Origin of the sequence: Veillonella sp. 3913 (assembly GCF_003992235.1) — a bacterium.
Classification (GTDB): domain Bacteria; phylum Bacillota; class Negativicutes; order Veillonellales; family Veillonellaceae; genus F0422.
Genome location: NZ_RQVF01000003.1, coordinates 69,809 through 94,182 on the forward strand (window position 1 = coordinate 69,809; position 24,374 = coordinate 94,182).

21 protein-coding genes are annotated in these 24,374 nt (G+C 40.0%); 1 reads left to right on the forward strand and 20 read right to left on the reverse strand.

The features are described 5' to 3' along the window. From yqeB to yedE, 9 genes are all read right to left on the reverse strand, one after another. Complete coding sequence (yqeB, locus tag EO113_RS05225; protein ID WP_127135720.1) at positions 1 to 804, reverse strand: selenium-dependent molybdenum cofactor biosynthesis protein YqeB; 804 nt, start codon at positions 802 to 804, stop codon at positions 1 to 3. Further along, on the reverse strand, positions 779 to 1,432 hold the full coding sequence (locus EO113_RS05230; protein ID WP_127135721.1) for an NTP transferase domain-containing protein: 654 nt from the start codon (positions 1,430 to 1,432) through the stop codon (positions 779 to 781). Before EO113_RS05230 ends, yqeB begins: the two co-directional genes overlap by 26 nt. Then, entirely contained in the window at positions 1,423 to 2,178 is a 756-nt protein-coding gene (gene yqeC / locus EO113_RS05235) for a selenium cofactor biosynthesis protein YqeC (RefSeq protein WP_062401606.1), read from the reverse strand. The genes EO113_RS05230 and yqeC overlap by 10 nt, the downstream gene beginning before the upstream one ends. A 22-nt stretch (positions 2,179 to 2,200) precedes the next feature. Then, positions 2,201 to 4,486 (reverse strand): xanthine dehydrogenase family protein molybdopterin-binding subunit, encoded by a 2,286-nt coding sequence (locus EO113_RS05240; RefSeq protein ID WP_127135722.1) that lies wholly within the window; start codon positions 4,484 to 4,486, stop codon positions 2,201 to 2,203. Next, entirely contained in the window at positions 4,483 to 4,938 is a 456-nt protein-coding gene (locus tag EO113_RS05245; protein WP_009353384.1) for a (2Fe-2S)-binding protein, read from the reverse strand. Before EO113_RS05245 ends, EO113_RS05240 begins: the two co-directional genes overlap by 4 nt. Beyond that, complete coding sequence (locus EO113_RS05250) at positions 4,929 to 5,717, reverse strand: xanthine dehydrogenase family protein subunit M (RefSeq protein WP_127135723.1); 789 nt, start codon at positions 5,715 to 5,717, stop codon at positions 4,929 to 4,931. Before EO113_RS05250 ends, EO113_RS05245 begins: the two co-directional genes overlap by 10 nt. A gap of 253 nt (positions 5,718 to 5,970) precedes the next feature. Next, entirely contained in the window at positions 5,971 to 6,219 is a 249-nt protein-coding gene (locus EO113_RS05255; protein ID WP_009353401.1) for a DUF3343 domain-containing protein, read from the reverse strand. A gap of 1 nt (position 6,220) precedes the next feature. After that, positions 6,221 to 6,424 carry a sulfurtransferase TusA family protein gene (locus tag EO113_RS05260; RefSeq protein WP_127135724.1) on the reverse strand — a complete coding sequence of 68 codons (204 nt, stop codon included), beginning with the start codon at positions 6,422 to 6,424 and terminating at the stop codon, positions 6,221 to 6,223. A gap of 18 nt (positions 6,425 to 6,442) precedes the next feature. Continuing rightward, positions 6,443 to 7,495: a YedE family putative selenium transporter gene (gene yedE / locus EO113_RS05265; RefSeq protein WP_062401591.1), complete on the reverse strand. Its 1,053-nt coding sequence runs from the start codon at positions 7,493 to 7,495 to the stop codon at positions 6,443 to 6,445. 119 nt (positions 7,496 to 7,614) lie between these two features. On the opposite strand from yedE, the gene EO113_RS05270 reads away from it, so the two are divergent. Beyond that, positions 7,615 to 8,766, forward strand: a complete 1,152-nt coding sequence (locus EO113_RS05270; protein WP_127135725.1) for an aminotransferase class V-fold PLP-dependent enzyme — start codon at positions 7,615 to 7,617, stop codon at positions 8,764 to 8,766. A gap of 145 nt (positions 8,767 to 8,911) precedes the next feature. Here EO113_RS05270 and EO113_RS05275 read toward each other — a convergent pair whose 3' ends face one another. From EO113_RS05275 to EO113_RS05325, 11 genes are all read right to left on the reverse strand, one after another. Further along, positions 8,912 to 10,312, reverse strand: coding sequence for a nucleobase:cation symporter-2 family protein (locus tag EO113_RS05275; protein ID WP_009353298.1), 1,401 nt, complete (start codon positions 10,310 to 10,312; stop codon positions 8,912 to 8,914). A gap of 151 nt (positions 10,313 to 10,463) precedes the next feature. Beyond that, a complete protein-coding gene (xdh, locus tag EO113_RS05280; protein ID WP_009353380.1) occupies positions 10,464 to 13,013 on the reverse strand; it encodes a selenium-dependent xanthine dehydrogenase in 2,550 nt (849 codons plus the stop codon). 18 nt (positions 13,014 to 13,031) lie between these two features. Further along, the gene (gene hydA / locus EO113_RS05285) at positions 13,032 to 14,378 is read right to left on the reverse strand and encodes a dihydropyrimidinase (protein ID WP_127135771.1); all 1,347 of its coding nucleotides are present in this window, start codon (positions 14,376 to 14,378) and stop codon (positions 13,032 to 13,034) included. After that, positions 14,365 to 16,065, reverse strand: a complete 1,701-nt coding sequence (locus tag EO113_RS05290) for a hypothetical protein (protein WP_062401580.1) — start codon at positions 16,063 to 16,065, stop codon at positions 14,365 to 14,367. Before EO113_RS05290 ends, hydA begins: the two co-directional genes overlap by 14 nt. Before the next feature lie 26 nt (positions 16,066 to 16,091). Continuing rightward, positions 16,092 to 17,420 (reverse strand): putative aminohydrolase SsnA, encoded by a 1,329-nt coding sequence (ssnA, locus tag EO113_RS05295; protein WP_127135727.1) that lies wholly within the window; start codon positions 17,418 to 17,420, stop codon positions 16,092 to 16,094. Between the two features lie 47 nt (positions 17,421 to 17,467). Next, a complete protein-coding gene (gene arcC, locus EO113_RS05300) occupies positions 17,468 to 18,403 on the reverse strand; it encodes a carbamate kinase (RefSeq protein ID WP_009353343.1) in 936 nt (311 codons plus the stop codon). A gap of 86 nt (positions 18,404 to 18,489) precedes the next feature. Then, positions 18,490 to 19,683, reverse strand: coding sequence for a knotted carbamoyltransferase YgeW (ygeW, locus tag EO113_RS05305; protein WP_062401575.1), 1,194 nt, complete (start codon positions 19,681 to 19,683; stop codon positions 18,490 to 18,492). Positions 19,684 to 19,729: 46 nt separating this feature from the next. Beyond that, positions 19,730 to 21,037, reverse strand: a complete 1,308-nt coding sequence (locus EO113_RS05310) for a YgeY family selenium metabolism-linked hydrolase (protein ID WP_062401573.1) — start codon at positions 21,035 to 21,037, stop codon at positions 19,730 to 19,732. 76 nt (positions 21,038 to 21,113) lie between these two features. After that, the gene (dpaL, locus tag EO113_RS05315) at positions 21,114 to 22,322 is read right to left on the reverse strand and encodes a diaminopropionate ammonia-lyase (protein WP_126940410.1); all 1,209 of its coding nucleotides are present in this window, start codon (positions 22,320 to 22,322) and stop codon (positions 21,114 to 21,116) included. Continuing rightward, the gene (locus EO113_RS05320) at positions 22,300 to 22,968 is read right to left on the reverse strand and encodes a helix-turn-helix transcriptional regulator (protein ID WP_126940411.1); all 669 of its coding nucleotides are present in this window, start codon (positions 22,966 to 22,968) and stop codon (positions 22,300 to 22,302) included. The genes dpaL and EO113_RS05320 overlap by 23 nt, the downstream gene beginning before the upstream one ends. A 208-nt stretch (positions 22,969 to 23,176) precedes the next feature. Then, positions 23,177 to 24,364: an NADP-dependent malic enzyme gene (locus tag EO113_RS05325; RefSeq protein ID WP_127135728.1), complete on the reverse strand. Its 1,188-nt coding sequence runs from the start codon at positions 24,362 to 24,364 to the stop codon at positions 23,177 to 23,179. Positions 24,365 to 24,374: the final 10 nt, after the last annotated feature.

Consider the following 24,374-nt stretch of genomic DNA (forward strand, 5'->3'; position numbering starts at 1 on the left):
CTACTCCTTTATCTGCTCATATTCCCAAGCAGTGATGGCCTCCATCACACCACCGCCGACAGCTAATGCTTTATCTGATATAGTAAAGCAATGGCTCTCTTCACATCGTGCGTCCACATCCGCTAATTTAAAGCCTTTCGTTACTAATATATTAGAGGCTAAGATACCTCGTAAAGTACCTTTAATTTTTGCATGCACTGGTACATCCTCTACATAGCCTATGATAGAACCCGCCTCTACTTGATCTCCAATATGACTTTTCGCTACAAATAGACCTTCCGTTGGGGACTTTATCACTCGTTCATGAGTATAGCCTCCCACATTGCCAGGAATCCCCGTATTGGCTAAAGCTGGACCTTCATAAATACATCGTCCTAAGGTATGACCACGCATAGTTTCAACTACAACATGCACATCCTTGCCAGCATTGAATCCGGGACCGCATCCAATGACTAAAGGAGCATCACTTTTTTGAGTTCCCACATTTCGCTTCGCCAAAATGGCATCTACTACAATAGTTGGCTTCATCGTGGTTAGTACTGTTTCATAAGGCTCAGTGACCACAGGAATTGCTTCCCGACTAGCTAATAATTTCGCTACATCTTGTAAGGGTACATGACGTGAGCGCAATCGCTCTAAGATCATTTCCCCTCGATGCACTGCATTCCCATAGGACACTTCTCTACGAATCATGGTAGGAATCGCAATTTCATTAATCACCACAGGATACCCTGCTCGCCACAATCGATAAATAGCGCCAGATGCCACATCTCCACCACTACGGATGAGAATCATTGGTTTCATAACGTCCTCCTTCGCTCACAATACGGTCATAGTCTTCTTTCGTATCAACATCTATACCACTATGCATAGTGCATTGCCTTTCAAGCCATACATATGTAACATGAGGAGCTCCTTCACCTCTCAAAATGACACGCCCTCCCATATCTCCAGGAATTAAGCGTAATGCATCCGCCCAATATCTCCCAAATACTACGGGATTACCTCGTTCTTGGTTCGGTCCATGCTGTGGCTGTACAATAGCTTTCTCGTCGCCAATGTCTCTGAAAGTGTTACACAAGTCGTCAATGACTTGCACATTCAGTAGAGGTTGGTCAATCACACCACATACGATTGCCTCTAAACGTTCTTTCTGTGTATGTTCCCATTGCAATAAGGCCTCTACTCCTAATCGGATAGATGTACCCTGCCCCCATTGTGGATGCTCATTAGGCACAGGAATCCCCTGCACCTTATACACCATATCCTCCACACCCATACATGGATCAATAACCACCGCTAGAGGTTGTATCCTGCTATACTTCGAGAGGGCACTCTCTAGTAAGGTATGTCCTTGATAGGTCAACAATTGCTTAGCACATCCCATACGTTTCGATTGTCCAGCCCCTAATAATACACATCCTATTGCCATGTTAGTATCCTTTGTATACAACAATTTTCACGATATCCATTAGCCAACACCACTTTGTGCAATGAAAGGGATTGCAAAGCTTGTAAAAATGCATCCACCACTGTTGAATCCACCGTATCACAACCTGTACAGAATACGATTCGTTTCCCCCGAGCATATTGAAAGACACCTTGCTCGTGTCGTAGCAGTCTCACAACTCCTTCTGGAGTTATCCTATCCCCTAATGGAATCTCCATGATAGCCTGTACTTCTTCTATGCGATGTACATAGTCCTCTGTGAGCGGTTTGCCTAACACCTGCATATTCACTACTGCAATGGTAGTCGCCGTTTTAGTCGGTATCACTGGTTCATGAGGTTTAGGGGCTTTTAACCACTTAGTTTTCGCTCCATCTGCCTCTATGATAATCGACCAATCTGGATGACGCTCTTGTACTCTATCTAGCAACTCTGGATCTAATCCTAGTACCTTATGGCCTGCTACGGATTGAAACCAAGAACCCATCCGTCCTTGTGCCAATTGTTGTTCTATATGAGTTTCACCAAGTGTTAGGTCATCCCCATAGTAGGGGTTCCAAGGAGCCACTTGTTCAGATCCCATCTTTGTTGTAGTCGTTACCACTACTGGTCGCTCTAGACTGACTGCCACAGCACCTAGTTTAGATACAACAGTTGTTTTGCCACCAGCCCCTACGACAGCAAGTATGCCAGGTTCTAGTAAGGACTCCCAGTACTTCCTATCACTCATCTTGACTCTCCTATTGCTTACTCTACTTATTTTTTTGTAATGCCATATACACACGTTCTGGAATCATTGGCAATGTAGTGACCTCTGCTCCAGTAGCGTTCAAGATAGCCCCTTGAATAGCTGGACAAGATGTATTGATAACAACTTCCCCAATGGATTTGATACCGTAAGCACCAGTTGGTTCATAGGATTCCACAAAGTCTACATGAACATTACCAGTATCTAGCCGTGTTGGTAATTTATAATGCATGAAATTGTTTGTTTCTAACACACCACGAGAAGAATAGCGAATTTCTTCATATAATGCCATACCGATACCTTGCACAACACCACCTTCTGTTTGTACAGTAGCTAGGTTTCTATTGACAACAGTACCACAGTCAACCACTGCATAGTAGTTTTCAGGCGTTACTTTACCAGTTTCAAGGTCTACTTTCACCTCTGCAATGCCCACCATGAAAGGAGGCGGAGATGTTTGACTGCCCCAAGTAGCCATACCGCTCAAGTAATGTCCTTTCGGGCCTGATACAAGTTTAGGTGCTAACTCTTTAGTAGTCATCGTTTTAGAACCATCTTCAGTCCACACTTTTTCCCCATCAAAGGAAAGTGTACTTGGATCCACTTCTAAGATACGACCAAATTCTTGTAGGATTTTTTCTTTCAACTCATCACAAGCCAGTTTCGTAGCAGTCCCTGTCACATAAGTCGTACTCGATGCATAAGAGCCTGGATCGAATGGTACAACGTCAGTATCTGCTTCATAGACAACCATCATATCCATGGGACAGCCCAAAGTTTCACAAGCAATTTGTGCCAATACCGTATTGGATCCTTGGCCCATATCTGTAGAACCAGTAAATAACATATACGTGCCATCATCAAGCATTCGCACTTCTACAGAGGCAGAGTCAATATTGGCAATCCCCGATCCTTGGAAGGCAAGAGCTACTCCTAAACCGCCCCTATGGCGATCATCGATTTTCCAAGATTTTGGACGATTATCCCAATTAGACATTTCTTTCGCTTTTTGAATAGCTTCTTTCAATAGACCAGATGCCAACACTTCTCCTGGATGGAAGGATTGTGCAGTTTCTCCTACATCAATTAAATTTTTCAAGCGCAAATCAATTTCGTCCACACCCATAGCATGTGCCAACTTCGTAATGGCACACTCCAACGGCCACAAGGCTTCTGTAGCGCCATACCCACGGAACGCGCCGCCTGGCATATGGTTTGTGTACACTACATTAGATTCATAACGAATCGCTTTCGTTTTGTTATATAGAGGCAAGGATTTATGTTCTCCTGCTGTGAAAGTTGTCAACGCATGACTACCATGTGCTCCTGCATCGGATACAGCTACCATGTCAATAACTTGGATAATACCATCTTTTGTGGCACCTACACGAACTTTCCAATCCCTTGCATGTCGGCTAGTGGAACAGTTATTCGCTTCGTGACGATCGTACACGATATAGGATGGTTTTTTCAATTTCCATGTTACAAAAGCTGGGAACATTTCTGTACAACCCGTTTGTTTAGATCCGAAACCACCGCCAATACGAGGCTTGATAACGCGAATTTGGGCCGCAGAAAGCCCCAAAGCATGCGCCACATGTCTACGAATATGGAATGGTACCTGTGTCGAACTTGTAATCACAAGACGATTAAATTGGTCTATGGTAGCAAAGGTCCTAAAAGTTTCCATCGCCGATTGTAAGGTAGCTTGGTCAAAGTAAGACTCTTCTACAACATAATCACACTTTGCCAATTCTGCTTCTAAGTCACCTACTACATGACTATAGGAACAAGCAATGTTTCGCTTAGGATCTCCCCCTACTGGAAAGTTATAGTGAAAGTCATCTTCAGCGTGAATGATGCTAGGATGATCGATAGCTGTATGCATATCCAAGACTGGTTCATAGACCTCATATTTTACTTTGATAAGAGGCATAGCTTTCAATGCTGTCCGTTCATCCACAGCCACGACTAAAGCTACTTCATCCCCCACATAGCGAACCACTTGATCTAAAATCAACATATCATACGCAGATGGCTCTGGATAACTTTGACCAGCTAAGGTAAATCGAGTTTGTGGCACGTCTTTATAGGTATATATTGCTTCCACACCAGGTATTTTTAAAGCGGCATCAATATTAATATCCACAATTTTAGCAAAGGCATGAGGACTGCGAAGTATCTTAATACATAACGCATTGGATGGAATAAAATCTTCTGTATAGGCGGCTTTACCACTTAAAATCGTTGTGGAGTCTGTTTTTTTATAACTTTGTCCTAAATGTTTCATAGTGTTTTGCCTCCTAAAAATTTACGAATCCCTCGCATATGCGATTCATAACCAGTACAACGGCATAAATTGTTGTTTAGGTAAGCTTTAATTTCCTCATCAGTAGCATTTGGGTATTTACGGCTTAATGCAATGGCACTCATCATCATACCGGTTGTACAGTAGCCACATTGATCAGCCCCTTCTTCAGCCAAACAATCCGCTAATTCTGCAGCTTCCTCTGCTACACCTTCTAAGGTAGTGATTTCATGACCCACAGCTCTGAATGTAGGGTATGCACAAGATAATATAGGATCACCATCTACCCATACAGTGCATAAACCGCAGTTTGTTGTATCACAGCCGCAACGCACACTGTAAAAGCCTAAGTTACGCAATGTTTCTAATAACATTTCATCCGTTTCGATGAGAATATTTCGTTTCACTCCGTTCACTTGTAACATTATTTCCATTGTGCCACCTCTTTTACCAATCGTTTAAACATGTTTTTTGCCATCTCTAAGCGATACTCTGCACTTGCATGTGAGTTACTTTGAAAGGATAAATCCTCTTGAATCAAGGTTACCGCTTCATCCAAAGCGTCCAATCCTTTTTCGTTAATAATCTGGCAAGATTTCGCAGCTAATGCTGGTTTACCTGGTCGACAACCAATATATACCGAGTAGCCTTGATCATCTAATCGTGCAGATCCCGTTAAATAAGGAAAATCTGAAGTAGATTTCCGTAATGCTTCAATCCCTACGGGTACTTCTTGTTTTGGCACAATAATTTCAAGTAATAAATCTCTTGTTCCATACGTTAAATATTGTTCTATCGGCATACGGCCCGCTTCAAACAAACGTACTTCTGCTCGTAATGCTAATAAGGCAGGAATAATATCAGAGAAACCGAATTTTGCTGCTACCGATCCCCCCATGGTAGCCATACTGCGGAATTGAACACCTAAAATATCTTTCACAGCTTTTGGGAGCACTCCTCTACAGAATGTTTTAAATGGTTCGTACACCTCTACATCTCGCTGTGTAGCCATGGCACCAATGCGGTATTCCGTTTCGTCCTCCTCAATATAGCGGAGACCTAATTCAGACAAGTCAATTACCATAGGCCATTTACGATTTCCCAATCGTGTCCAGCAACCACCTGCTAAAATAGGTGCCATCTTTTGCTTCACCATGAGTGCATGTGCCTCTTCTACTGTTTTAGGCTGTTGCACTTGCATAAACATAAGCATACTTATACCTCCTGACTCCAACATCTCTATATCCTTATTGTACCATGTATATGAAGATTTTGGCATATGAATTATCTCAGATACTAAGCATCCATATATGCATAATCCATATACATCATATGTTACTCGCAATCATTACTATAAAAATAGGCATACACAAACTACTTCGAACTACAATGAATCTATCATTATTCGAGACTAAGTTTATGTATGCCTAATATCAACTTTATATGAGATATAGTTTGCAAGCTCTTCAATTACTTTTATAGATCTCTCTATATCCTTCTGTTTGTTTCTCTACAACCTGCTCTATATCTTCTAAAATATCTTCAGGAATGTCTTCAACAATGCATCGATCCACTTGGAAAATTGCACATGTACCACATGATGAGCTAAGCCAACGTGGAACAGGCTGTAAGTGTACCGCAATCGATACTTGCTTACAAAATTGTTCAAATTGGATAGCCCCAAAGTGAGAATAAAACGTTGCTACATATTCCATATTATTGTTTTGTAATAGTGAGGATATACTCACCATTCTCTTCTTTAGACACGATTGTATAACCTTGAGCCAATACAAATCGAGTAATGTTTTCTACAGCTGTTTTAGAGTCAGATTGCACAGTATATTCACTGTCACCTGATGCCATTGCTTTTTGTACCATAATGACTGGTTCTGGACAAGATAGTCCTCTTACATCAATCATGCTTACCTCCTATGTTTCCTATTTACGCATATTTTTAACAGCAATAACTAAGGCAATCACAAAGCCTACACCTACTGCAATTTGGCCCGCCACTGGAACTCCAGTACCAGATGCAGCTAAACCAAAGTTATGTGCGAATGCTGCGCCTGCTGCTAGGCCCACTACTGTAATTGTGGAATCGGAGTTACCTTCACCAGATAAGATTAATTGACGCAATGGACAACCACCCATTAATGTACAGCATAAACCTGCCAAGGCCATACCTAAGAAGTTCCACAATCCATCTGTGTGCGCAATTGGTTGTTTCACAAAACCAGGATGGAAGTTACCTACAGAAATGTTCACTAGGAACGCTGCTACAAGAATCGCAATAAAACCAAGAATTAATTTTGTTTCTTTAAATAGAATGATATCCCGGATACCACCTACCATACAAAGGCGGCTATATTGTGCCAAGCCACCTACTACTAAACCAGCTGCTAAAGAAATCCATAACGGAGCATGAATGGCACCTGGTCCTTTTTCAGTAAAGAAAATGAACGCTGGCGCTGCCACTACAAGACCTAATAAAATCACCTGTGCTGCTGGCATTATATAGGAATCCATTTTAGATACAATGTATGTTCTACCCAAGGAATATCCACGTTTTAAGAATACTGTACCCACTGCAATACCACCTGTGAATCCTAATAGACCCATGATTGCATTCCAGTCACCACCTGCTAAGCGCAAAATCATACGGAATGGACATCCTAAGAAAATAAGACAGCCAATCATAGTAAAGAACCCTAAGGTAAATCGTGTTGCTGGAGCGGAACCACCTTTAGCAGATCGCTCTCCACGGAACCAAGATAATAAAAAGGCTCCTAACACTAATCCAATAATCTCTGGACGAATGTATTGTACTGGTGCTGCTCTATGCAGACCCAAGCCTCCTACAGAATCACGAATGAAACAAGCAATACAAAAACCCATATTTTGTGGGTTTCCCGCTAGCACTAACAAACTAGCAATCGCACCAATAATTAATCCAGCAATAATAATTCTTTGCTTTTCACTTATTACACTCATAGTACCTCTCCTACTAAACATTACCTCTTCGACTAGTTTACTTCAGTCCCTACAAATTGATATTTTGCACGCATTACTTTATACTAAATATAATATACATATTAAAAGGAGTTATAATTATGAAGTCTATCTATGCAGATAATAGCAGTACCTCTTTCCCGAAAGCGCCCACTGTAGCGCAAGCTATGTATGATTACATTTCCTATAATGGAGCTTCTGTTCATCGCTCCTCTAACGAAGATGCGTACCAAGTGGAACGTTTGATCCTAGAAACACGCCAACAGTTACAGCAACTATTAGGTGGACCTAGTCCAAAATACATCATCTTTACTCCCAATGTGACAACTAGTCTAAATATGGTCTTACAAGGTCTTTTTTCCGCTGGTGATCACCTCCTAATCTCCAGTTTAGAGCATAACGCAGTCATGCGTCCACTCCATCAATTATCTATGAAAGGTGTTTCTTACTCCACCATTCCAAGCACACCTCAAGGTGAAATGATTACCTCCACCTTAGAATCACTTCTCTTACCTACTACAAAGGCTATTCTAGTGACTCATGTCTCTAATGTATGCGGTACCATACAACCTATCGCTGAACTTGGGGCTTTTTGCAAAGAACACAATCTATTATGTATCGTAGATGCTGCCCAATCAGCTGGTATCTTACCTATACATATGAAAGATATGAATATCGACATTCTATGCTTTACTGGTCATAAAGGGTTACTTGGACCTCAAGGCATCGGTGGCTTTCTCCTTACTAAAGATGTAGCTCATCAAATACAGCCCATACTAAGTGGTGGCACAGGCAGTTTTTCTCATACCTTAGAGATTCCCACTACCTTTCCCGATCGCTTTGAACCAGGTACGCCCAATATTCCTGGAATCCTCGGCCTCCATGCTAGTCTATCCTATCTCAATACAATAGGTATCGAGAGTATTTACCAACATGAATTGTCTTTGACCAAGCAATTCATATGTGGTTTGCAAGAATTATCGAAATATACTATTCACGGAATTCCCGACATTCAAAATCGGACAGCCGTGATTTCTATTTCTCCTACTCATTGTGATCCAGCAGAACTGGCTCACAAACTGGAACAAGATTATCATATTATCACTAGAGTTGGGTTGCACTGCGCTCCTACTGCTCATCAAGTACTAGGTACCTATCCTAGAGGAACAGTTCGCTTTTCCTTTGGCTACCACAACACAGCTGATGAAGTAGACACTATATTAAATAGCTTGGATCTATTACAAACCAAATAACTCTTATAGCTAGAATATTACATATTAAAAATAAAGTAAGCACCAATTATACATATAATTGGTGCTTACCTATTTTCGTGCTACTTTCTGTATAAAGAAAGCACTTATATATGTAACCTAAGTCTAACCATATACAGTATTTTGATTAAATAGATTGATTTCTACGAACTTTACGTTCTGCTTTCCATTTATCTAAACGAGCAATCGCTTTTTCACGACGAGTTTTTTGGACCACATGTGTTTCATTGCCATAGCCATTTAACAATACATTAAGAATGACTGCCATTAAGCTACCGAATGTAATACCACTATGAAGAACAATTTTCAACCATTCAGGGAAATGATTATAGAAACTTGGTACTGCTAACGGAATCATACTCACACCAATACTGATAGCTACAATCATAAGATTGTAAGTACCATCAAATTGTACTTTAGATAAAGAGCGAATACCACTCGCAATAATCATACCAAACATAGCAATACCAGCACCACCTAATACAGGGTTAGGAATACTTGCTACAACCGCTGCCATTTTAGGGAATAATCCTAATGCTACTAAAATAACACCAGAAGCAGCTACTACGAAACGGCTTTTTACGTTTGTTACAGCTACTAAACCTACATTTTGCGCAAATGCTGTATGTGGGAAACTATTTAAAAATCCACCAATCATAGTTGCAAAACCATCTGCACGTAAGCAATCAGCTAATTCTTTTTTACCAATTGGTTTCTCAACGATTTCACCAATTGCGATACAGTCACCAGTCGTTTCTGTCATAACAACAAGCATAACAATGACCATAGAAATAATAGAGGAAAATTCAAATGTTGGCCAACCGAACGCTAATGGTGTTACGACTGCAAACCATTCTGCTTGACCAACGGCCCCTAAGTTAGCTACACCCAGTGCCATTGACGCTAATGTTCCAACTACTAAACCTACTAAAACTGCTACATTACTCCAGAATCCTTTACCAAATCGATACACTGCTACTACGATTGCCAATGTTAAGGTAGCCAGTAGCAAGTTAATTGGACTCGCAAATTCAGGTGAACTAGGGTTACCTCCCCCTACCCAACGAACGGATACAGGCATTAATGTAATACCGATAATTGTAATAATAGTACCTGTAACTACAGGTGGAAAAAAGCGGATTAAACGACTAAATAGATGAGAAATCAAGAATGTGACTATCCCGGCTACGATAACGGCCCCGTAAATACTTGTCATACCATGCTCTTGACCAATTAAAATCATTGGAGATACCGCAGCAAATGTAATCCCTTGAATCAAAGGAATTTTTGCGCCGATTTTCCAAAATCCTAACGTTTGGATCAAAGTGGCAATACCACAAGTAAATAAATCTGCGTTAATTAATTGAATCAACTGCGCCTCTGATAACCCCATAGCTTGTGCTATGATAATGGGAACCGCTACTGCTCCTGCATACATTGCCAATACGTGTTGTAAACCGTAAGCAAACAATTTAGGAATTGGTAACATTCCGTCTACATGATTAACTCCCTGAATTTGATGTGCCATATGAATCACCTCATATTACTTAATAGAATATACTAGTCTTATGCTTATATCATGTTTTGAATTTTAGACATCATCTGATGAAGTAGCAAGCACTCCCATACTTGCTACAACATCGAACTTCATAGACTGAGCACACTCTCTCCCTTACTGATTATTTTCGATATCCAGTTTTCTCAAGTGGTAAAGAACGACGTTCCATACCGTCCAAACGATTATATGCATTGGCAATAGCTGGAGCAATTGGGATACTACTGATTTCCCCAATACCTTTAGCACCATATGCATATTGGTCTGGTGTACCTTTTTCTATGAATGTACATTTAATTTCTGGACGTTGTGTAGCTCTTAACAAGCCTAATGTGCCATATTTTGTAACTACCTTACCTTCATTGTACTTGAAGTCTTCTGTTACACCATAGCCCATACCCATGATAGCTCCACCCTCTACTTGCCCTTCACAAGATTGTGGGTTTACAACTCGTCCTACATCATAGGCCACATGAAGTTCACTTACTTTGTTATCATCTCCAATCGTAGCTACGCAAGCTCCATATCCATAAGCCACATGGCTCTTAGGATGATCTTTGTCCGAATCAAATGGATCCGTAACGCCAAGGAACTCTTCATAAACTTCTATTCCTTCAAGTTCAGCTAACGTTTTAGTGGCTAACAATTCTGCTAATTTTATAGCCGCTCTACGTGTTGCTTCCCCTGTAAATACCGTTTGTCGTGATGCTGTTGTAGTTCCAGAGTTTGGTGTACGTTCTGTATCTGGTGCTTCTACTATAATTTGATCTGGAGACAATTTTGTGGCTTCACATACAATCTGAGATGCCACTGTGCCTACACCTTGACCAATACATGCAGCAGATGTACGGATGCGTACTTTACCATCACGGACTTCTAAAATAACTCGACCAGTATCTGGCAATCCTACACCAACCCCACTATTTTTCAAGCAAATCGCAAGACCTGTTCGATCACTCGCATAGTATGCATCTTTTACTGCTTCTAAGCATTCAGCTATACCAGTATCCGGTGTACATAATTGTCCATTCGGCAAGTAATCACCAGGGCGAACCGCATTTTTATAACGGAATTCCCAAGGGTCCATGCCTACCTCTTTAGCTAGTAAGTCAATATTTATCTCTTGTCCAAATATAGTTTGTGTTACACCAAAACCACGGAATGCACCACCTGGTACAGTATTCGTATACACACAAATACCATCCATAGAGAAATGTTCAAAGTTATATGGTCCACTAGAGTGTGTACCTGCCCGTTGTAATACTGGGCCACCTAAAGATGCATAAGCACCACAGTCGGATACAATTTTAACTTTTGTAGCTAACAATTTACCGTTTTCATCACATGCAGTAGTAATATCCATTTCCATTGCATGACGTTTTGGATGTACATCTAAACTTTCTTGACGAGTTAATTGTACTTTTGTAGGGAATCCAGTTTTCCAAGCTACAAGCGCTGCATGATGTTGCACACTCATATCTTCTTTACCACCGAATCCGCCACCTACTAGCATACTATGAACCTTAACTTGAGATTCTTCTAAACCTAACATACGAGCTACTTCATGTTGCTCATCATAGATACTTTGGCCACCTGTGTATAATTGTATGCCCTCTTCTGTTTTCACAGCAATTGCACACTCAGGTTCCATAAATGCATGATCTGTTTGCGGTGTAGAGTAATGTCTTGTTACCACATGAGCCGCATTGGCAATGACTTCATCAGCATTCCCACGATTTAACGCTTGATGAGATAGGATATTTCCATTTGGATGTAATAATGGTGCATCTTCTGCCAAAGCTTCTTCTGGAGTTAATACAGGTTTTAATTCTGTATAATCTACCGTTACCAAATTACATACTTCTTGCAAATATTTTTTCTCTTTTACTGCTACTACAGCAATAGCATCACCTACATAGCGAGTAATATCCCCTTCTGCAATCATAACATCCCAGTCAGGAACAATATGACCTGTTTTATTGAAAGGTACATCTTTCGCCGTTAATACAGTCACACATTGAGGATGTGCCAAAGCTTCTTCAATATGGATTGCATCAACACGAGCACGTGGATATTTAGAACGGATCGCTTTGGCATAAATCATGCCATCTACCACCATGTCATCTGCATATAATCCTGTACCCAATGCTTTTTCAGCTGCATCTATACGATGTAAGCGAGATCCTACAGTACCATCTGCATCATTTTTAGGAACTGGTGCGTTCTCTTTAAATAAACGAGCCGCTAATAAAATAGCATCTTCAATTTTTACATATCCTGTACAACGACAAATATTTCCCAATAAAGCTTTTTGAACATCTGCCCTTGTAGGTTCTAATGTAGTATCCAATAATGCTTTAGCACTGATAATCATGCCCGGAATACAGAAACCACATTGTACAGCTCCACATTCCGCAAAAGCATATACATACACTTCTTTTTCACGTTCTGTAAGGCCTTCAATGGTAATAATTGATTTGCCTTCCATTTGCGAAACTTTACCTATACAAGCTTTTACCTTTTTCCCATCAATGAGAATTGTACAAGCTCCACAAGCACCTGCACTACAACCGTCCTTTGTTCCGGTTAAGCGTAGGTCATCACGAAGATAATCCATTAGTCGTTTATCTTCTTCTACCTCACGCCAAATACCGTTAACTTGAAATCGGTACATACAGAGACCTCCCTCCAATTATTGTTGGAATTCCCCTTTATAGGCTTCCACTAATTTTCTATCTTGCACCACATGGTGCCCACGTAAAAATACATCATCTATTCGACCATGTACAGTCATTCCCTCATAAGGTGTATAATCTGACCGACTATGAGTTTTATCCGAAGTCATACATTCTGTTACATCTGGTGAAAGTATCACAATATCGGCATCACTTCCTACCTGTAACGTTCCTTTTTTTGGATATAATCCATATAACTTAGCTGGTGTTTCACTAGTTAATTTCATATATTCTACAGGGTCGATTCGTCCACTATGAACAAACATATCCCACATTAGAATCATCCGCTCTTCTACACCTGGCAAACCACCTGGTGTTTTCGTAAAGTCACCAAGACCCTGCGCTTTTTGCGCTAATGTATAATTGCAGTGATCCGTACATAAAGTTTGGAAAACTCCACGTTCTACCGCTGCTTGCAAAATCTCCACATCTCTTTGTTTTCTAAGAGGTGGACTTAAGATATATCTCAATCCTTTTCCATCCGGCTGATTATACAATTCATCTGTCAGTAATAAGTATTGAGGACAGGTTTCACAGGTCACTTTTGCCCCATTCTTTCTGCGTTCCTCAATCACATCTAATCCTGCTGCAGAGCTCACATGTACAATATGTACTGGATAATCTGCTAATTCCCCTAGTCGAATGAAACGATGCATTGCTTCTGCTTCTATAGTATCTGGCTTTGAAAGTGGATGATACTTTGCTTCTGTATCTCCTTCCGCTCTCATTTCCTGTACCTTAGCTGCAATCATCGCTCCATTCTCACAGTGGGCTGCCACCAACGCACCGGTTGGGGCGATTGCTTTAATTGCTTCATAAATTGACCGATCGTCAATACTAAAGCTGTAGGCCATATATACTTTGAAGGATGCGACGCCTTCTTCAACAACCTTAGGAATTTCCGCTGCTACTTGCTCATTCATATTCAAAATTTCCATATGAAATTTATAATCGCAAGAGCAACGTCCTTCCGCCCGTTTCTTATCGCGTCGCAAACCTTCTAACAAAGATTCTTCAAAAGGCGATGCAAAATTAATAATCGTCGTGGTCCCCCCCATAATGGCTGCTTTTGTACCACTTTCAAAATCGTCTGCCGTGGTGGCAAAAGCGTTGGTCATTTCGAAATGGGTATGTGTATCGATTCCTCCAGGCAACACATAGCGCCCTTTTGCATCGATTCGTACATCTCCTGGTTTTGCCTCAATATGAGGAGCTACCTCTACAATTGTATCGTTTTCAATTGCTATCGTCCCTTGCATGACTCCCGTTGGGAGTACAAGATATCCTTGTTCAATGAGTATCATAGATATAATATGGAAGTTCTTTAATGAACGCTTCCACAACTCCTTTCAACACCTCTGGTAAGGCATCAATCGCTGTGCGACCTGTAGCGCCTTGGAAACGATATCCGCATTCCTTACCTTGAATATAAAAGCCGTCATTATCGCTTGCTAATAAGCGTTCTTCATCAATAAAATATGTTAATTTATCTTTATATGGGAAACATGGTTGTACGCAATGACAAGCACAGTTACCACATTCATTACAAGACTCATCAATATGAATAATTAATTTTTTACCATCTACAGTAATACATTCATTCGTTCTATTTGGACATACACGTACGCAAGTACCACATACAACACGGCATTCATGATTTTTGTCATGAGCTGTTGGGAAACCTGGTTGCTCTTCGCGTTTTTTCTTAGCAGCTGCAGATTTTTTGTATGTTGGAGCTGTTCCCATTGCCTCCGCAAAAGATTTGATTTCTGTTGGTTTAATTACCTTAGCAGTATCGTAATCTTCTGCTTCTACTAATTTAGCCAAGTTATCCAATTGGTTATAACCTAAACCTTGTAATAAGGTTGTACATACTGTGATTGGCCAAATACCTGTGCGGAATAAAGCTGCAATATTTTTCGCATCTGCACCACCGCTATAAGACATTGGTAAGCGTTCGCCAAATGTTTCACTCAATAATTGAGCTACACCGATGGATAATGGTAATAAGGATTTACCAGACATATACATTTGCTCACCTGGTAATTCTTTTTCGTGAATCGAAACAGGGAATGTATTTGTCAGTTTCACACCGAACACTAAACCTTCTTCTTCTGCAATCGTCAACAATCGTTCAATCATTGGCACTGCTTCTTTAAAAGATAAGTCTACTTCAAATTGATGTGCATCAAAATCAATATATCCAAATTCTGCTTGATCTAATAATTCTCTTACACGATCATAGCCTAATAATGTTGGATTACATTTTAGATATAAATTTAGATGTTTTTCTTTCATTAGGTATGTACAAATCGATTCAATTTCGCCTGCAGGACAGCCGTGCATTGTGGATAATGTAATACCTTGGCAAATGTTGTCATCAATATTGCGAATGTACTCTTCTGTTACATTTTTAAATTGATGTACATTAGCTAATGCCCATTCTTCGCATTCTTTCCAAACTGGTTTAGTACGTGCTGCACGTAAACATTCCATATAGGAATCTACATCTTCACTTTTAATGCCCGCTAAGTTGTAGCCAACACTCATAATAAAGATGAATCCATCTGGATCGCCGATGCCCCATTCTTTACTAATTAATTTAATAGCAAACCATGCTTTAATGTATTCATCAGCAGCTGCATGGCAATGGTACTCAGAGGACCATTCCACATTGTATGCTTCATCTTTTGAATAAATACATGGTCTTGGGATACCCAATTCTTCACCGAACATAATTTGTACTGTTTTTAATTCTAAGAATCGGGAACCCCCAACATAGGCTGCTACTAAGTTTTGAGCTAATTGAGTATGTGGACCTGCTGCAGGGCCTAATGGATTTTCCAGGTTACGACCAAATAAGGATAACCGTTGATCCGTACCTGTTGTGTGCATGCGCTCCACATTATATACTCGATTGTGGGTAGCATATTCTGTTAGAATATGGTTCATTAAATGTCCGAAACTTACCGGATACATGATATCGCTCATAGTATTCACTCCTTACTGAAAGTGTATTATGGGACTAATCGTTTCCATAAACGATGGGAAATTTGTCGTACTTCTCGTAGCAATTCTTCTTTATTCATGCCACATAATTGACGATCTAGCATACGTACCTTACCACCAGAAATAGTTGTAATTACATTAAGACCATTTAGGCCAAATAGTAAATGACCATTAATATTATCAGCATGTAAATCTGTTCTAGGAATATAATCTAAAACAATTACATCTGCTTCTGCCCCCGGTGTCAAGGTACCAACTTTTACAGGGAAGAATTTTTCAATCATTGCTGGATTAGTATTGAATAACATATGTGGAATTTCAGTCCAACCAACATTTGGATGTTGCATGTTATGTTTCACTAAACAATTTGCTACTTTGTAGGATTCTAACATATCGCTAGTATATCCATCTGTACCAAGACCCACTGGAATACCTGCTTCCATAAGTTTTAATACATTTGGTGCTCCTAACGCATTACCCATATTACTTTCTGGATTATGAGCCACCATGGTGCCAGTTTCAGCTAATACTTTCACTTCACTATCATCTACATGGATACAATGTCCAGCAATCGTTTTTGGTCCTAGGATACCATCTTCATGCAAGCGATGAACTGCGCGCATACCATATTTTTCTTGGCTATCTTCCTGATCTGTAGTACCTTCTGCTACATGGATGTGATATCCCAAATTGTCTACATTTTGTTCGCGAACATAAGCCAATGTGTCTTTGCTCAATGTGAAAGATGCATGTAAACCCATCATAGCTGCAATTGTTTCAGGGTTTTCTTTTGCTTCTTTACCAAATCGTACGTTTTCTGCTACCGCTTTTTCCATTTCCTCTTGACCATTACGATCACTTACTTCATAACACAAGCAAGAACGAACGCCAAAATCTTGAGCAACTTCGCTAATAACAGATAAGCTACCTTCCGTTTCCCCATAACTTGCATGATGGTCGAATATAGAAGTCACACCATTTTCGATACATGCCATATAGGTCACAATAGCACTTGCCCACACATCTTCTTTAGCAAGATGTTTATCTAGGTAGAACCACAATCCCTCTAAAATTTCTTTAAAATTCGTTGGGTTGTTACCAGGAATATATAATCCGCGGGCTAAGGCAGAATAAATATGATGATGAGCATTCACAAAACCAGGCATAATCAAACGCCCATGAGCGTTTACTCGATATGCTTTTGGATATTGTTTGCGCAATGTTTCGTATGAGTCTACTGCCACAATTTTAGTGCCATCCATTAATACGCCACCGTCTTCAATAATCGGTTGTAATGGATTCCGTGTAACGACAGTTCCTTTTCCTAATAAAATCATAGATAGGCTCCTTTCTATGAAAAACAGTATTCAATGAAATACTACTATTATAATTCGATGTGAGTGCCTGTTTTTCCTTCAATACCTTCTCTAGATTTTTCTAGTTGTGTGATAATTGCTTTTCTACCTGCTTTAGATTTAGCAAACGCTACAGCTGCTTCCATTTTTGGTTTCATCGATCCTGCTGCAAATTCACCATTGTCGATATGTTTTTGTGCTTCTTCTACTGTAATATGCTCTAGCCATTGTTGATTTTCTTTACCGTAGTTAATCGCTGCTTTTTCAATCGCTGTTAAGATAATCAATACATCTGCGTCAACTTCTTGTGCTAGTAAGCTACTAGTCCAGTCTTTATCAATAACTGCAGATGCACCTGTTAAGTGATTGCCTTCACGAACGACAGGGATACCACCACCACCGCAAGCGATTACTAATTCATGACCAATTAAGCCTTTGATAGCTTGTAATTCAATGATTTCTTTTGGAGCTGGAGATGCTACTACACGGCGATAGCCACGACCTGCATCTTCTTTTACCACATAATCATATTGGTTCACTGCATGTACAGCTTCTTCTTTTGTCATAAAGTGACCAATTGGTTTTGTTGGATCTAAGAACGCTGGATCATCTGCGTCTACACGAACTTGTGTAACCATTGTTGTCACAGGTAGATCTGTAATACCTCTGTTCAACAACTCTTCACGCAATGCATTTTGTAAATCATATCCGATATATGCTTGGCTCATGGCTACGCATACAGACAACGGAGTATTAGGTTGACCTTCTACTTCTCTAGTTAATGCAGCCATAGCATTATTGATCATACCGATTTGAGGGCCATTACCATGAGTAACGATAACATCACAATCTGCTTCAATTAAATCTACGATTGCTTTCGATGTTTCTTTCACCGCAATCATTTGTTCTGGTAATGTATTGCCTAGGGCATTGCCCCCTAAAGCGATAACAACACGTTTTTTCATAGGGTACCTCTCTATGGTGTATATATTCCTAACTACTTTGTAGGGATTAAAATAAGGGACTGTCTGAACAGACAGCCCCTTTGCTCTTAGCGGAGAACTCTTTCTGTTCCCTTTTCTTCTAGCTCTTTTAATAATTCTACTGGATTTTCAAATTTGCTTAATAAAATCATAGCAGCAATTACATATGGTTTATAGCTTGCTTCTTTGTAAAGAGGTACACGATAACGATCAAATACGGATGCGTCAACTTCACCTTCTTCACAGCTTAAGCCAGTGATATCAGCTGGTAAGCAATGTAAGTATAATGCTTTACCGTCTTTTGTAAGACTCATCATATCTTCTGTGCAAGCCCAATCTTTATGTTGTGCATTTTGTTCTAATAAACGACCTTCTAATTCTTTAATGCCTGCTGTATCGCCTTTGCCATATAAGTCAGTTCTTTCTTCCATTGCTGCGAAAGGTGCCCAGGATTTAGGATATACGATATCAGCATCTTTGAAAGCTTCTTTCATGTCGTTTGTACGCTTGAAAGATCCGCCACTAGCTTGTGCTTGTTTTTTAGCAACTTCTTCAACTTCTGGCATTACTTCGTATCCTTCTGGATGCGCTAATACAACTTCCATACCTAAACGAGTGAATAAACCGATAGCACCTTGTGGTACGGAAAGCGGTTTACCATAGGATGGGGAGTATGCCCAAGTCATAGCCACTTTTTTACCTTTTAAGTTTTCAAGTCCACCAAATTCATTGATAAGGTGAGCTGTATCAGCCATCAATTGTGTTGGATGGTCAATATCACATTGTAAGTTTACCAATGTAGGACGTTGTTCTAATACACCGTCTTTATGGCCTTCTTCTACTGCATCAGCTACTGCATGCATGTATGCATTACCTTTACCGATATACATATCATCACGGATACCGATGATGTCAGCCATGAAGGAGATCATGTTAGCTGTTTCGCGTACAGTTTCGCCATGAGCGATTTGAGATTTTCCTTCATCTAAGTCTTGTACTTCTAAACCTAATAAGTTACAAGCAGATGCGAAGGAGAAACGAGTACGAGTGGAGTTATCACGGAATAAGGAGATACCTAAACCACTGTCGAATACTTTTGTAGAGATATTGCGCTCACGCAATGCACGTAATGCATCAGCTACAGCCCAAACAGCTTGTAATTCGTCGTCTGTTTTTTCCCAAGTCAAGAAGAAGTCATTGTTGTACATGTTTTTTGTGTCTAACTTAGCTAATGCGTCTACACATTTTTTGAAATCTGCCATTTTTTGCACCTCATTAATAATTTATAGCTTTATAAAATGTAAACTATTATTTGCAATAGTTTGTAGGTAAGATTGCATATACTGCTGCACATGTTACAAGGTCTTGTTTCCATGTGATTTCGTTAGGAGCATGTGCTTGTGCTTCTGCGCCAGGACCGAAACCGATACAAGGAATACCATTACGTCCCATGATGGATACGCCATTTGTAGAGAATGTCCATTTATCAGTTAATGGGCGAGCTTTACGTTCTGCCAATGTAACTTCTGCACCAATACGTTCTGTACCGTATAAGGAGATGTAAGATTCTTCCAATGCTTTTGTTACTTTATGATCTTTAGGAATTACCCATGTTGGGAAGTAGCATTCGATTGGATATGTTAAACCAGTCCAGGATGGACGAGCATATTCGTACATGGATACTTTTGCACCGTATTTTTGTACAGCTGGTAAATCTTCGATTTCTTTTAAGCAACTTTGCCATGTTTCACCTGCTGTCATACGACGGTCAAGAGATACTGCGCAAGAGTCTGCTACTGCACAACGGCTTGGGGATGTGTAGAAAATTTGGGAAGTTGTTACTGTGCCACGGCCCAAGAAACGAGCTTCTTCATAATGGTCAGGGTTGAATTTTGGATCCAACATTTTTTCTAAGCCACGAACACGAGTAGTCTCTGTAGAATTGTTTGCATTTAATGCACGAACATCTTGTAAAATGTCAGCCATTTTATAGATTGCATTATCACCGCGATCTGGTGCAGAACCATGGCAAGATACGCCTTCTACATCGATACGGATTTCCATACGACCACGTTGACCGCGATAGATACCGCCATCAGTCGGTTCTGTGGATACTACGAATTCTGGACGAATGCCACGTTCTTTAATAATGTATTCCCAGCACAATCCGTCGCAATCTTCTTCTTGTACTGTACCAACTACTAATACACGGTATTTATCATTCAATAAACCTAAGTCTTTCATGATTTTTGCACCGTATACTGCGGATACGATACCACCTAATTGGTCAGATACACCACGGCCACCGATTTCAGTGTCGCTTTCAAACCCCTCATATGGATCAAAGTTCCAGTTGTCACGGTTACCAATACCTACAGTATCAATATGTCCGTCAAAAGCAATCAATGTTTTACCAGTTCCCATATATCCAAGAATGTTACCCATAGGATCCACTTCTACTTCATCGAATCCTAAGTCTTTCATTTCCTTTTCAATGCGGCGAACGTGTTGTTCTTCTTCCGCACTTTCACCAGGGAATGCGACGATTTCTCTTAAAAACTTCGTCATCGCTGGTCCATAAGCTTCTGCTGCTTTTTTTACTGCTTGTAAATCCATTACCATTTCCTCCTTAAACACACATATACGTATACGTTAAAGTTAAAATTAACTGTATATGACTTAAATAGTTAGATTAAAATTTTCCTTGCCACACAATTTCTTGATAACGTGTTGGATCAGTGTCTCCTTCTGTGGAGAAGCAAAGTACTTTAGAATCTTTAGTAAGTCCTAATTCTTCTTTCAAATCTTTATATTCTTCCATAGTCATAGCGGCTGCTACTAAACCAAATGGAACAGCTCCAGATTCTCCAGAGATAATGCTTGCATCGCCTTTAATTGGTGCTGCAGACATTCTCATACCTAAGGATGCTACCCAATCTGGTGCAGATACAAATACATCCACATGGTTTTTCAAAATATCCCAAGAAATCGTATTTGGTTCGCCACAAGCGAGTCCTGCCATGATTGTTTGTAAGTCGCCGCCTACGATACGTAAATCGCCATCGCCTGCTTTAGCACCTTTGTATAAGCAATCCGCTGCAGATGCTTCTACTACTACAATTTTAGGTTTCACAGGTGCATCTTTATAACGATTTACCACATAACCAGTAACAGCACCGGCTAAGGAACCAACCCCTGCTTGTACAATTACGTGTGTAGGTACATCTACGCCAGCTTTTTCTAATTGTTCAGTAGCTTCTAGAGCCATTGTACCGTAGCCTTGCATGATCCATGTAGGAATTTCTTCATAACCATCCCAAGCTGTATCTTGGATAACAACACCATGATCTACTTTTTTGGATTCTGCTGTAGCTAAGCGTACACAGTCATCATAGTTCATTTCTTCGATAGTTACTGTAGCACCTTCTGCTGCAATATTTTGTTTACGAGTTTCTGTGGAACCTTTTGGCATAAATACCACTGATTTTTGACCTAGTTTATTTGCTGCCCAAGCAACACCACGACCATGGTTTCCATCAGTAGCTGTGAAGAATGTAGCTTGTCCAAATTCATCACGTAATTCTTTTGATGTCAAGATGTCATATGGCAAATCAGATACTTGTTTACCTGTTTCTTTAGCAATGAATTTCGCAATTGCATAAGAACCGCCTAACACTTTGAATGCATTTAAACCGAAACGATAGGATTCATCTTTAATGAATAAACGGCCTAATCCTAAGTGTTCTGCCATGCGTGGTAATTCAGTAAGTGGTGTTTCTTGATATTGCGGGAAACTCTTATGAAACTCGCGCACACCTTCACTTTCTTTTACATTCATTGCACAGGTGTTCAAATCCTCTGAAGCGGGCATAGTGTTCTTAACCCATTGAATTCGTTCCATGTAACTCTTCCTCCTCTTTTACTTGGTTCAAATCATTATATAAAGTAAATTTAGAAACGTTGAAATATTCCGATATTTTATCAGATGCCTTTGAAATCAAAAAAGCGCCCTGGCAATATAAATATCGTATTGCTTCCAAGCGCTCATTCTTATTCATTAAATGTGCTGGTCGCCCTACTACCTTTTCAGCTTGAGATAACATATCGCTCAACAAATCGCTAACAGATGTAACAATTCGTTCACCTTTTGTTTCCCACGCATGATTACTGGATGTAATAATCCGATCTAAAGAGTTTTGCAATGTAATAAAATCAGTAATATCATAATTGATACACAATAAATACTGTAATTTATCATTATCATCACGTATATACATCGTCGTCGATCGAAGAACTCTTCCATCTTTGGTCCGTGTGAGATAAGCTTGTTTACCCTGACACTGACCATCGTCATTTCGTATCGCATCTAGTACTGCATGCGAGGCGCCATCACCTACATCTCGGTTAGAAATATCTCCATGCTCAATATACACAATAGAACTCTCTAATGTCTCTATTTGCACGTCGTGAATCAACACTTCACATGAAGCTCCAAATTGTGTCGCAATACCATGCGCAATTACCTTTAATTGTTCTAATTTCATAATTGTCTCCTAACTATTTTTTAGGCTATCTAACAATTTATTAGGTATGCCCTTATTATAGCACCGTCATATTCATAATTCAATACTTTTTCTAAATATTTTTTAGGTTTTCTAATTTTTTGTTAGATACCATCTATAAACAAAATAAAAAAATAGAGGTAGATTGAGTCTACACTCAACCTACCTCTATACTATATATCAATTCCTATTCTTAGTAAGGAACTTCTGTTTTACGAGCTACACCCGTTTTGATTGCTGTTTCAGCTACTGCTTTTGCTACTGCTAATGGAACACGTTTGTCGAATGCATTCGCTACTACGTAGTCTTCTGCTAATTCTTCATCTGTTACAAGAGCTGCTAGCGCCTCAGCGGCTGCCAATTTCATTTCATCATTAATTTCACGTGCTTGTACATCGATGGCTCCACGGAAGATACCAGGGAATACATTCACATTATTGATTTGGTTAGGCGCATCGCTACGACCTGTACCCATAACACGTACGCCAGCTGCTTTCGCTTCTTCGTACATAACTTCTGGAGCTGGGTTAGCCATAGCAAATACAATAGCATCATCCGCTAAGCTTTCCAAAATTTCTTTTGTGAAAGCACCAGCAGCAGATACACCTAACAATACGTCAGCGCCTTTTGCAATCTCTGCTAAGTTGCCAGTTTTTGTTTCTTGACCCAATGTTTTGATCAACTCAGCTTGTAAAGAATCAAGACGTTTGTAGTCTTTGTTCAATACACCGGAGCTTACCATTAATGTAATGTTACGAGCGCCTGCTAAGTATAATAGACGAGCAATATTAGCACCCGCTGCACCAGCACCGTTTACAACGATTTTAACATTGGATAAATCTTTTTTCACAAAGCGAAGGGCTGCTTTTACACCTGCTAAGCAAGCGATAGCTGTACCATGTTGATCATCATGGAATACAGGGATTTCTAACTCTTTTTTCAAGCGATTTTCGATTTCGTAGCATTTAGGAGAAGAAATATCTTCTAAGTTAATGCCAGCAAAGTTTTTTTGCACTAATTTTACAGTATTAATTAACACGTCTGGATCTTTTGTATCAATCACCAAAGGAATGCAATCTACATTACCAAAGCGCTTGAACAATAGGGATTTACCTTCCATAACTGGAATCGCAGCAGCTGCTCCGATATCACCTAAACCCAATACACGAGTACCGTCAGATACAACGGCTACCATATTAGAACGACATGTTAAGTCGAAGGATTTGTCTTCATCTTCTTTGATATGAAGGCATGGCTCTGCTACACCTGGAGTGTATGCTACCGTTAAGTCATGAGCATCTTTTAATTCGTATTTTGTTCCAGTTTGCAAGAAACCTTTTAGTTCCAAGCGTTTTTCAATTGCCTCTTGTTTTACGTCCATGGGAAAACCT

Excerpts from the sequence above, each read along its gene's own strand:
- yqeB (WP_127135720.1), bottom strand. The coding sequence starts at position 804 with ATGAAACCAATGATTCTCATCCGTAGTGGTGGAGATGTGGCATCTGGC.
- EO113_RS05230 (WP_127135721.1), bottom strand. The coding sequence starts at position 1,432 with ATGGCAATAGGATGTGTATTATTAGGGGCTGGACAATCGAAACGTATG.
- yqeC (WP_062401606.1), bottom strand. The coding sequence starts at position 2,178 with ATGAGTGATAGGAAGTACTGGGAGTCCTTACTAGAACCTGGCATACTT.
- EO113_RS05240 (WP_127135722.1), bottom strand. The coding sequence starts at position 4,486 with ATGAAACATTTAGGACAAAGTTATAAAAAAACAGACTCCACAACGATT.
- EO113_RS05245 (WP_009353384.1), bottom strand. The coding sequence starts at position 4,938 with ATGGAAATAATGTTACAAGTGAACGGAGTGAAACGAAATATTCTCATC.
- EO113_RS05250 (WP_127135723.1), bottom strand. The coding sequence starts at position 5,717 with ATGCTTATGTTTATGCAAGTGCAACAGCCTAAAACAGTAGAAGAGGCA.
- EO113_RS05255 (WP_009353401.1), bottom strand. The coding sequence starts at position 6,219 with ATGGAATATGTAGCAACGTTTTATTCTCACTTTGGGGCTATCCAATTT.
- EO113_RS05260 (WP_127135724.1), bottom strand. The coding sequence starts at position 6,424 with ATGATTGATGTAAGAGGACTATCTTGTCCAGAACCAGTCATTATGGTA.
- yedE (WP_062401591.1), bottom strand. The coding sequence starts at position 7,495 with ATGAGTGTAATAAGTGAAAAGCAAAGAATTATTATTGCTGGATTAATT.
- EO113_RS05270 (WP_127135725.1), top strand. The coding sequence starts at position 7,615 with ATGAAGTCTATCTATGCAGATAATAGCAGTACCTCTTTCCCGAAAGCG.
- EO113_RS05275 (WP_009353298.1), bottom strand. The coding sequence starts at position 10,312 with ATGGCACATCAAATTCAGGGAGTTAATCATGTAGACGGAATGTTACCA.
- xdh (WP_009353380.1), bottom strand. The coding sequence starts at position 13,013 with ATGTACCGATTTCAAGTTAACGGTATTTGGCGTGAGGTAGAAGAAGAT.
- hydA (WP_127135771.1), bottom strand. The coding sequence starts at position 14,378 with ATGATACTCATTGAACAAGGATATCTTGTACTCCCAACGGGAGTCATG.
- EO113_RS05290 (WP_062401580.1), bottom strand. The coding sequence starts at position 16,065 with ATGAGCGATATCATGTATCCGGTAAGTTTCGGACATTTAATGAACCAT.
- ssnA (WP_127135727.1), bottom strand. The coding sequence starts at position 17,420 with ATGATTTTATTAGGAAAAGGAACTGTCGTTACACGGAATCCATTACAA.
- arcC (WP_009353343.1), bottom strand. The coding sequence starts at position 18,403 with ATGAAAAAACGTGTTGTTATCGCTTTAGGGGGCAATGCCCTAGGCAAT.
- ygeW (WP_062401575.1), bottom strand. The coding sequence starts at position 19,683 with ATGGCAGATTTCAAAAAATGTGTAGACGCATTAGCTAAGTTAGACACA.
- EO113_RS05310 (WP_062401573.1), bottom strand. The coding sequence starts at position 21,037 with ATGGATTTACAAGCAGTAAAAAAAGCAGCAGAAGCTTATGGACCAGCG.
- dpaL (WP_126940410.1), bottom strand. The coding sequence starts at position 22,322 with ATGGAACGAATTCAATGGGTTAAGAACACTATGCCCGCTTCAGAGGAT.
- EO113_RS05325 (WP_127135728.1), bottom strand. The coding sequence starts at position 24,364 with ATGGACGTAAAACAAGAGGCAATTGAAAAACGCTTGGAACTAAAAGGT.